The following is a 9,774-nucleotide window of genomic DNA, read 5'->3' as shown; positions in this document are numbered from 1 at the left end:
AATGTTAGATGCGACCAATTTTTTGGTAGAAAAGCTCGATCGCCATTTTCATGAAAGCGGCTGTTTCCAGGCGATTGTAAAGATGTCCAATTAAGTATACCCAGCCGGAGGGAGTAGAAGGTAAATGTCCGGATGGGGCGCTGAGGTTATAAGTTAACTCTTTTTCGGATAACCATCGATCGTTTTCGCGCCAACCTACGGTATCGCTGAATTTCGCCCAAATTTCGCGGTTACACTCTTGCTTCCCGCCCAGGCTTTGATATCTTTGCTTTTGGATGGAGAAACCGAAGCGTTTTTTGCTATATTTCCGCCACAGTTGGTCGATGGTGTATAAGTCAAGGCAGGAAAAGTTATCGAGGTTTTCTGGTTTTAGCCAGTCATTTGTGTCTGGGTTGGCTATTTTTGACATAATTCGCCAGGTTTCTCGGTCTGCTTCTTGCCATTTACCTGCGGCTAGGAAATCGCGTAGTGTGGTATAGTTGATTCCTCTGTCGCTGCTTAAATCGTCTTCTTGCTGAGTATTAGTTAAGAGTGAAAGCCATTCTTGCATTGACTGGGGACGATTTTTGGGTTCTAATTCCATTCCCTGGACGATCGCTTCGTTGACAGCATAACTCACGGAGGCGAGTTTTTGAGGTGGAATTAGTTCTTCGTTATTGATTTTTCGAGCAAGACTGTTGGTTGGGAGTTTACCTGCGATCAAATAGTAAAGCGTACCGGAAAGGCTGTATATATCTACAGTAGGCTGACGGTTGCCTTCGATAATTTTTTCGTAGGGTGCGAAGGGACAACTACCTAATGGTTTGGAAGCTGTGGCTTTGACGATTCTTCCCGATGCAGTAAAATCGTTTAAGACTACTTTACCATTGGGACGCAGGATTAGGTTCTCAGGAATGACATTCCAATGAACTATTCCCGCTTGATGGACTACAGTTAAAGCTTGAGCTACTTGCTCAATATACTTAATAGCTTCTGTTTCTGGCAATGCACCTTGTTGTTTGACTCGCGCAGATAGGTTTTCCCCTTGGACATATTCCGTTACCAGACAATAATGGTCGGCTTCGACGAATAAGTCTAAGACACGAACCAAATTAGGATGACCGTCTTGGGCTAATTGAGCTAGGATATGGGCTTCTTGAATAAAGCGATTCAGGTATTCTTGGTATTCGGGATGGTAGCGGAAAAATTGGTCGGTAGTTTTGATAATTACCGGGATGTGCAAATGCCGATGTAAGGCTTTGTAAGTGACACCGAAGCCATCTTGTTGTAGCATAGCTTCGATGAGGAATTTACCGTTTTGTAACTGCTGTGCGATCGCCCAGTTCATTGCTGTTGTTGGTGAGGAAATCTAAGTTTATTTTGGCATAGATAAACCAATTTAATTGTTAAGTGTTTGTAGGGATTGGCGATTGTCGAGCGGTCAAGTTGGAGATTTGATTAATTTCCCTAAATCTACCACAGTGCCGAAAATTGTGCGATCGCGATCGCTAGTTGTCTTGCAGGATCGATGTTTCATTCTGGCACGGAAAAGGGCAGAATCGCTTTAACTGCTCTACCTTTTCGCTAACACCAAAGCGTCTTTTTCCCAGTCTACTCTCGATTGTATACTTATCGCGGTGCAACTTGTATCCTTTTGCCCAAGTCATAATCCATAGCCTATCAAGGCTGAGATCGATTTTGTCACTCACATCTACTTTTTGATGAAAACTTTATCTAACACTTTTGCTGATAGCTTAGTTCATTTTAGTCGCTTGTATGGGCGAAAAGCTTGGTTAGTGTTTCTGCTCATTTTCAGTTTCACCCTGACTGTCTTTTTTCCTCTTACTGGTTATCCCCAAACTACCCAACTCCAAGATCTTCAAGGACATTGGGCGCAAACTTGCATTCAGCAACTCGCCCGGGAGAAAATTATTAGTGGTTATCCTGATGGCAGTTTTCGCCCAAATTCACCGGTTTCGAGAGCCGAATTTGCTGCTATTGTCAGTAATGCCTTTCCTAATGCGCCTGTAGTTCGTAGCGGTGGCAATTTTCGCGACGTTACTAGTAATTATTGGGCAGCGAATGCCATTCGTCAAGCTTACCAAACTAATTTTTTGTCTGGCTATCCTCAACAAATTTTTCGTCCCACTCAAAATATACCTCGCGTCCAAGCTTTAGTAGCTTTAGCTTCAGGTTTGGGATATACTCCCAGTCAACCTGTAAGCGAAACTTTAAGCCAAAATTACTTCGATGCTAGTGCTATTCCTGATTATGCCACCTCAGCGATCGCGGCTGCAACTGAGAAGCAATTGGTGGTTAATTACCCCAATGTTAAACAACTCAAACCAACTCAGTTTGCTACTCGCGGTGAAATAGCTGCTTTTGTCTGTCAAGGGTTAGGAAAAAATAATTTAATTGCTGCGGAATATATTCCTGGTGGGAAAGTTACTCCTCTAGTTAGTACCGAGTTGCGCGGTGTTTGGCTAACTAATATTGATAGCGATGTTTTGTTTGCTAGGAATAAACTTACTGACGCAGTAAAACGTTTAAATGAGTTAAATTTTAATACTCTTTACCCCACAGTCTGGAATGACGGTTATACCCTTTATCCTAGCCCGGTAGCTGAATCAGTAATTGGGCGCCAAATTCACCCGGAAGCTGGTTTACAAGGAAGGGATTTTCTCCAGGAAATTATTGCCGAAGCACGCGCTCAAAATCTGGCGGTAATTCCTTGGTTTGAATTTGGTTTTATGGCACCTGCTGAGTCACAATTAGCTAAGCGTCATCCACAGTGGTTAACTAAGCGTCAAGATGGAAGTACGATTTGGTTGGAAGGTGGCAGACTTGAACGAGTTTGGCTTAATCCCCTTAATCCCGAAGTACAAAAGTTTATTACTGATTTGCTAGTAGAAATTGTCGCTAATTACGATCTTGATGGCATTCAATTAGATGACCATTTTGGCTTTCCTTATGATTTTGGCTATGACGATTATACGATTAATCTTTATCGCCAAGAACACGCGGGCAGAAATCCTCCTAGTGATGAAAAAAATATTGAATGGATTCGCTGGCGGGCTGATAAAATTACTGAATATATGGCAGAGGTTTTTCGGGCGGTTAAAGATAGTCAGCCAACGGCGTTAATTTCGGTTTCTCCTAATCCTCAAGAGTATTCTTTGGAGTATTTTCTTCTCGATTGGGAAAAGTGGGAACGATTGGGTTTGATTGAAGAGTTGATCGTCCAAGTTTATCGGGATGATTACGAGCGTTTTGTTCGGGAATTAAATCAACCGGAAATGGAAGCTGCTAGGTTGCATATTCCTGTCGCAGTGGGCATTTTGTCTGGTTTAAAGGGTCGTAATGTGCCTTTTTCTCAAATTGCAAGGCAAGTGGAAATTGTCCGGAATAAGGGTTTTGCTGGGGTGTCGTTTTTCTTCTACGAAAGTTTGTGGAATTATACGTCAGAAACGCCTACTCAACGTCAAGCTGCGATCGAGAAAATGTTTGCTGCGGAGGCTGAACGTCCGAATGTTTTGACGGGCTGGAAACCGAGTTAAGAATTAGGCTTGGTTATGTTTAGTAAGTGCTTGCTAAATTGTTGGTTTTGGTTTATTATTTAGATAATGGAAAAGGTGCGCTCCTATAGGGGGAGGTTCGCGCAAAGGCGCAAAGGGAAAGCGCAAAGATTTTTGGGTTTGGTTTAGATTTGCTGATAATGACTGTGTTGAGTTACTAGAGGTGAATCGCTTTTTTTGTGAGTTTTGATGCTTGTCTCGTCGGTTATTTGGGGCAAGCATTTTTTTAGGGAAAAAGGCTTGTGCTCATCTAGATTTGGTGTTATTATCTAGATAATGGAAAAGGTGCGCTCCTGTAGGGTCGGGTTAAAAATATTGCTAATTAAAAGTTATTCTAATGGAGTTAAATTCAGTAGTCGAACTGAAACCGAAAAGATTTAATCAAGAACAGCAGTTATGGGTTGATGAGCAAGGGAATTTTGGTAATATCCAAGTGAATCAACTTAGGTTGGTAACTTTCAATGTCTGGTATGACGATTACTATCACCAAGAACGTGCTAAAGTCTTATTGAAGATCGTCAAAAATTGTGCGGCTGATGTCATTGGTTTACAAGAAGTAACCCCAAGCTTTTTGCAGCTAGTTTTGCAAAAAAAATGGGTAAGAGAAAATTACTACATTTCCGACTCTACGGGAAAAACTGTGACACCCTATGGGATTATTCTCCTCTCAAAAATTCCCATTCATCAGCTAGCTTTGTACGAACTACCGAGTTCGATGTACCGAAAATTGGTAGTAGCAAGTTTATCTATCAATGAAGAAAGATTCCAAATTGGTGTAGTTCATTTGGAAAGCAAAAAATATTTCGCTTCTCGACGAGAAAGACAACTTGCAAAAATATTTCCCCTGATGGAAAATGCAGATTATGCTGTTTTAATGGGAGATTTCAATTTTTGTTCTTCTTGGACTGAGGAAAATGCTAAAATTGACCGTAGCTATCAGGATCTTTGGTCAGTTTTGCGAAGTGATGAAGCAGGTTACACCGAAGATACTGATATTAATATTATGCGGTTAGAGCAGAAAGGAAAAGCCAAGCAAGTACGCTTCGATCGCATCTTACTTCGTTCATCATATCCTGGTTGGCAAGCAAACACAATTAAACTGCTCGGTAGAGAACCAATTTCACCAGAATTACCCAATGTTTTTCCTTCAGATCATTTTGGTTTATTGGGAAATCTTACCTACCAAGCTTAGATTAGCCGAGAATCCGCTCGAAAATCCTAAAATGTAACATTTCTCGATAACATCTGGAGAATTTTATCGAGATTAAAGTAAACTCGCAGCTTCTGTATCCAAAAATAGGGTAGCATTAGTTTGTCGTCGTAGAAACGAAGCCGGACAAGCGGAACTAATTTTTCCTGTTAGCATCTCTCTAACAATCGAATTTTTCCGTTGTTTTGGTGCGAGACAAATAATTTTCCGGGCTGATAAAATTGTCGGGATGGTAAGTGTAAAAGCATACTTGGGTACAGCCGCAAGTTTGGGAAAATATCCTGTAGCTACTTGTTGCTGACGAGTCTCCTTAGTTAACTTTACCAGTTTGACCGGATAGGGGTCGTTAAAATCGGCTAAATAAGGTTCATTGAAAGCTAAATGTCCGTTTTCACCAACTCCGAGAAAACAAAGGTCGATCGGTTGTGCTTGAATAAGTTTAGCGTAGCGATCGCATTCCTGTAATGGTTCATTTGTGTCACCTTCTAGATAAGCAAATTTCCCCGGTTTAACGATATTTTCGACCTTTTCCTGTAAATAATAACGAAAACTACCCGGATGTGTCGCTTTTATTCCCAAATATTCGTCTAAATGAAAACAGGTGACACGATTCCAGTTTACACCTCCCAAAGCAGTTAAAGCTGCCAAAAATTTGATTTGCGAGCTTCCTGTCGCCCAGACTACCCTGGCTTTCTCTTTTTGACTCAAAACATCCTGTAAATAGTTTTGCACCGTTTGCGCCGCCGCCTGTGCTAGTTTGGTGGGACTTTTATAAATGGCTACAGCCAAAGAATCGATAGTTAAAGTTTTGGTCGGCTGTGGGTTGAGATAAGACATAGTTATGTTGTCAATGAGGATACAAATTGGTTCGCCAGAGGTATATTTAATTAAGAGAAAAGTTTTTACCACACAGGAGATACATAAATCCGCGATCGCTACTAACTACCGACACCGAGTTTGACTAGCGCGATCGAGAACCAAGTACTGCAATATCATATATTTACTTTAACTTACCATGACAGTTACAAAACTTAAGGAATTAAGGAAACAAGAGCAAATAAGATTCAGCAATAGCTAATTCTTATCACGGAAAAGAGCTAACAAACCGCTACAATTGCCTAATTTCAGATAAATCAATTCTAACTCGATCGCGATTGAGTTAGATAAATTAATTAATCAAGCTAGAATCCCAAATTGCAAAGGTGATATGGAATTAATACAGGAATGGTTGTCAAAAAATCCCTTAGTTTCCTTTACTATTCTGCTACTAGTAATTTTCACTATTCCCCCTTGGTTTGAAAAACTAAGGCTACCAGGATTAGTAGGTTTGTTAGTAGCAGGAGTAGTGCTTGGTGGTAGCGGTTTAAACTTAATTAGTTCCGACAGTGAGACAATGCAACTGCTATCAGACATTGGCAAAATTTACTTAATGTTTGTCGCCGGTTTAGAAATAGATTTACAGCAATTTCGGCAAAACAAAAATCGTTCCTTAGCATTTGGATTTTTTACATTTGCTATACCGTTAATTATCGGCAGTTTAGTCGGATTAACATTTGGATTTGGGGTCAATGCGTCAATTTTAATTGGCTCTTTATTTGCATCTCACACCCTTTTAGGTTATCCAATTATTCAGCGTTTAGGATTAGTAGATGCCGAATCTGTTATTGTCACCATTGGGGCGACAATTTTTACCGATATTAGTGCGTTATTAGTGCTAGCTATTTGCGTTTCGATTAACGCTGGTGAATTTTCAGTCTACAGTTTGAGCATTCAATTAGGTTTTTTGGCTATTTACTCAGCACTAATTTTATTCGGTTTTGCTAAAGCTGGAAAAGAATATTTTCGTCGCACGGGAGATGAAGAAAGCAATCAATTTTTGTTCATTTTGTTAGTAGTTTTTATTGCTTCAGTTGGCGCCCAAATCATCAATATTGATAAAATCGTCGGGGCATTTTTAGCAGGTTTAGCGATTAACGAAGTAGTAGGTAAATCTCCAGTAAAAGAAAAGGTAGAATTTGTCGGCAGCGTCTTATTTATTCCTTTTTTCTTTATCGATATGGGGTTACTTTTAGATTTACCCGCTTTTGCGGAAAGCTTAACAACTAGCTTGGCTTTAACTGTAGCTATTGTCTTAGGATTAATTGTTAGTAAATTTCTCGCCGCCTTGCTAACAAAATTGCTTTATCGCTACAATTGGAACGAGACAATGGTAATGTGGTCTTTATCTCTGCCGCAAGTAGCAGCAACTTTAGCCGCAGCCTTAGTTGGCTATCAAGTTGGTTTGTTAACCAAAGCAGTGTTTAACGGTGTAATTGTCTTAATGTTGGTGACGGCAATTCTCGGACCAATGTTAACAGCTAAATTTGCCCCCAAACTACCTCAAACCCAGCCAAAATTAGACAATAAAAAATCTTTATTATGGTGGGAGAAGCGACAGGAAGGAACAGAGATAATAACTAATGAATTTAACGTGATTGTTCCCGTTTCTAACCCGCAAACAGAAAGAGATTTGATTGAAATGGCGGCATTAGTAGCCAGTCATGAATTAGGGAAAATTGTGCCGCTATCTGTAGCTGAAAATCGCGGTAATTTGGATGACCCAGAATTAGTAATAAGTTTACAACATTGTCGTCAATTGTTAAAAAAAGCCACAGAAATTAGCGCCGAATTTAATGTTGAAGCCAAGCCAATTTTACGAATTGCTGACGACGTAGCCCAAGGAATTACACTGCTAGCACGCGAAGAAGATGCTAGTTTAATTGTCATGGGTTGGAGTGAAGAAATCGATCTGCGATCGCGTCTTTTTGGTAACGTCATCGATCGCGTCCTTTGGGCTTCCCATTGTCCCGTTGCCGTGCTACGCTTACTCAAGGAACCAATTTATCTCACTCAAATTTTAGTTCCTGTCAAAAACTTAACTCCCCAAACAGTACGCACAGTCAGATTTGCTCAACTTTTGGCTGATACTAACCAGGGAAAAGTGACTGTTTTGCACGTTTGTCCGCCACAAACTTCTTTAGCACAAATAACAGCAATTGAAACAGAATTCTCCAAATTTCTTAACACTGAGGTGAAAGTTATTAGCCACGATAATGTCCCCACAGTAATTTTAAGGGAAGCGGAGACTACAGACGCGATCGTGATGCGATCGAAGCGTCGTCGCACTGCGGGAGGATTAGCTGTTAGCGACGTAACCACAGAAGTAATTAACTCGCTGCAAACTTCCCTAATTTTATTTGGTGAACCTCATTCTAACTTGGGGAAAGGGGATTAGCGATTGGGAGAATTGTAGGGTAAACTGGTAGCTGGTCACTGATAACTACTCGTCAATTTCACCTAAGTCCTCTTAACAAAAACTACCGATGAAAATTAAACGTCGCAAATTCTTAATTATTAGTACCCTAGGTGGGTTAACTTTCGCTGGCTTAGGTAAAATACTTGCCAATGCTAACTCTATTACCACAGCCAATTCTGCGGCTGAATTGTTGAACTCAGAGATAGAAATTCCGGCTGAAGAACCATTACTACGCTTTGTTTCTATAGGCGATACTGGAACTGGTGCAGAAGGTCAATATGCGGTTGCTAAAGCGATGAATCAATATTACCAGCAAAATCCTTTTCCTCTGGTAATTATGGCAGGAGATAATATTTACAACAACGGCGAAATTGAGAAAATAAATTTAGTTTTTGAGCGTCCCTATCAATTTTTATTAGAGCAAAAAGTAAAGTTTCAAGCTAGTTTAGGAAATCATGATATTCGCACCGAAAATGGCGTCCCGCAAACCCTTTATCCTAACTTTAATATGCAGGGACAGCGTTATTATACATTTCGTACCGACCCAGTGCAATATTTTGCGCTTGATACGAATGGTAATGCTGATTGGGAAACAGAATTAGCTTGGTTAGAAACCGAATTAAGTCGTAGCAATGCAGCTTGGAAAGTGGTCTTTGGTCATCATCAATTGTATGCTTCCGGTGCATACGGCTTTAATAAAACTTTAGTGCCAAAATTAACACCGTTATTTAAAAAATATGGCGTACAATTGTATATAAATGGTCACGAACATCACTACGAACGGACTAATTCAATTGACGGTACAACTTATTTAATTTCCGGTGCAGGTGGCGGAACTCGACCTGTAGAACGTTCGAGTTGGACTGCATATTCAGCCTCTCGTTTGAGTTTTGCTGCTTATGATGTTTATCCAGATTTAATTGTGGTTAAGGGTATTGGTACGGATGGAACTATTTTCGATCGAGGGATAATTTTGCGGCAATAAATACAGATTATTTTCACAAATGTGGGTGGTTCTATCTTTGTTAATAGTCCTCTAGCTTGAGGTTATTTGTGGGAATTGACGCGAACATGGACAGCAGATGAATTGAAAAATATAGCTGTTATGGAACAAGAAGAACTACAAAGACACAGAAGTCATAATGAAAGTCCAGAACCTGGTGAAGATGTCTTGACTCCCGCAAAAACACCTTCTTGGAAGTTTGGGATTGCTTTTTCGTTAATTCCGTTGACAATTATCTTGATTTTGGCGGTAATTTATTATGGCAATGTTTAGGTAATTTGGGCTGGATAAGCTGAATTAATTTCTAGAGACACGGTTTTTTTGCTCAAGAAATATACCGTGTCTCGGAAGTAAATATTATAATTTTGAAGAGATTATATACAACCTTGGTGGCTAGTGTACTTTTTGGTTGGAAATTAAATAATTTGTTTGATTTTAAGCCGCATATTTAAGAATTTGTACTTCCACTTTTTTGCTTATAGCTTCTTCTGCTATTTGTAAAACTTCTTCAGTTACAGACTCGCTTAAGTAATACTCTCCACAATTAGCGCAAATTTCTGCTGGTACTTGTTTCAAAACCACTAGAGAAGAATCTCTTTCTAAAGTAACAGTTGCTTGTCCGGGTTGAGTTTCACCATGTTTACAAATTACACACTGCATAAGTTTTATCTTCTTAAAGTTAGTAGAGATGAGACACAGCATTGATGAAAAA

The 9,774-nt window shown here is 39.9% G+C and carries 8 protein-coding genes; 5 read left to right on the top strand and 3 right to left on the bottom strand.

The genetic code is table 11. From position 1 onward, the window contains the following. Positions 1 to 4: 4 nt before the first annotated feature. A complete protein-coding gene (locus G3T18_RS19455) occupies positions 5 to 1,327 on the bottom strand; it encodes a serine/threonine-protein kinase (protein ID WP_224412249.1) in 1,323 nt (440 codons plus the stop codon). 373 nt (positions 1,328 to 1,700) lie between these two features. Here G3T18_RS19455 and G3T18_RS19450 point away from each other — a divergent pair, with 373 nt between their 5' ends. Then, the gene (locus tag G3T18_RS19450; RefSeq protein WP_224412248.1) at positions 1,701 to 3,536 is read left to right on the top strand and encodes a glycoside hydrolase family 10 protein; all 1,836 of its coding nucleotides are present in this window, start codon (positions 1,701 to 1,703) and stop codon (positions 3,534 to 3,536) included. Positions 3,537 to 3,891: 355 nt separating this feature from the next. Then, positions 3,892 to 4,746 carry an endonuclease/exonuclease/phosphatase family protein gene (locus G3T18_RS19445; RefSeq protein WP_224412247.1) on the top strand — a complete coding sequence of 285 codons (855 nt, stop codon included), beginning with the start codon at positions 3,892 to 3,894 and terminating at the stop codon, positions 4,744 to 4,746. Between the two features lie 72 nt (positions 4,747 to 4,818). Here G3T18_RS19445 and G3T18_RS19440 read toward each other — a convergent pair whose 3' ends face one another. Continuing rightward, positions 4,819 to 5,601: a glucosamine-6-phosphate deaminase gene (locus tag G3T18_RS19440; RefSeq protein ID WP_224412246.1), complete on the bottom strand. Its 783-nt coding sequence runs from the start codon at positions 5,599 to 5,601 to the stop codon at positions 4,819 to 4,821. A gap of 370 nt (positions 5,602 to 5,971) precedes the next feature. Between G3T18_RS19440 and G3T18_RS19435 the strand changes: the two genes are divergently transcribed. The 3 genes from G3T18_RS19435 to G3T18_RS19425 all read left to right on the top strand — a co-directional run bounded on the left by G3T18_RS19435 (position 5,972) and on the right by G3T18_RS19425 (position 9,335). Continuing rightward, entirely contained in the window at positions 5,972 to 8,038 is a 2,067-nt protein-coding gene (locus G3T18_RS19435; protein WP_224412245.1) for a cation:proton antiporter, read from the top strand. A gap of 88 nt (positions 8,039 to 8,126) precedes the next feature. Continuing rightward, positions 8,127 to 9,044 carry a metallophosphoesterase family protein gene (locus tag G3T18_RS19430; RefSeq protein ID WP_224412244.1) on the top strand — a complete coding sequence of 306 codons (918 nt, stop codon included), beginning with the start codon at positions 8,127 to 8,129 and terminating at the stop codon, positions 9,042 to 9,044. A 75-nt stretch (positions 9,045 to 9,119) separates the two neighbouring features. Beyond that, a complete protein-coding gene (locus tag G3T18_RS19425; protein WP_224412243.1) occupies positions 9,120 to 9,335 on the top strand; it encodes a hypothetical protein in 216 nt (71 codons plus the stop codon). Positions 9,336 to 9,497: 162 nt separating this feature from the next. Here the strand turns inward: G3T18_RS19425 and G3T18_RS19420 are convergent, their stop codons facing one another. Then, positions 9,498 to 9,722: a type II toxin-antitoxin system MqsA family antitoxin gene (locus G3T18_RS19420; RefSeq protein ID WP_224412242.1), complete on the bottom strand. Its 225-nt coding sequence runs from the start codon at positions 9,720 to 9,722 to the stop codon at positions 9,498 to 9,500. Between the last annotated feature and the right edge of the window lie 52 nt (positions 9,723 to 9,774).

It is taken from the genome of Oscillatoria salina IIICB1, assembly GCF_020144665.1.
Classification (GTDB): Bacteria; Cyanobacteriota; Cyanobacteriia; order Cyanobacteriales; family SIO1D9; genus IIICB1.
Note: the sequence above shows the minus strand (reverse complement) of the source record. Positions and strands in the feature narration are given on the sequence as shown.

What these genes read in the sequence shown, in the direction of transcription:
- G3T18_RS19455 (WP_224412249.1), bottom strand. Translation starts at nt 1,327, where the DNA reads ATGAACTGGGCGATCGCACAGCAGTTACAAAACGGTAAATTCCTCATC.
- G3T18_RS19450 (WP_224412248.1), top strand. Translation starts at nt 1,701, where the DNA reads ATGAAAACTTTATCTAACACTTTTGCTGATAGCTTAGTTCATTTTAGT.
- G3T18_RS19445 (WP_224412247.1), top strand. Translation starts at nt 3,892, where the DNA reads ATGGAGTTAAATTCAGTAGTCGAACTGAAACCGAAAAGATTTAATCAA.
- G3T18_RS19440 (WP_224412246.1), bottom strand. Translation starts at nt 5,601, where the DNA reads ATGTCTTATCTCAACCCACAGCCGACCAAAACTTTAACTATCGATTCT.
- G3T18_RS19435 (WP_224412245.1), top strand. Translation starts at nt 5,972, where the DNA reads ATGGAATTAATACAGGAATGGTTGTCAAAAAATCCCTTAGTTTCCTTT.
- G3T18_RS19430 (WP_224412244.1), top strand. Translation starts at nt 8,127, where the DNA reads ATGAAAATTAAACGTCGCAAATTCTTAATTATTAGTACCCTAGGTGGG.
- G3T18_RS19420 (WP_224412242.1), bottom strand. Translation starts at nt 9,722, where the DNA reads ATGCAGTGTGTAATTTGTAAACATGGTGAAACTCAACCCGGACAAGCA.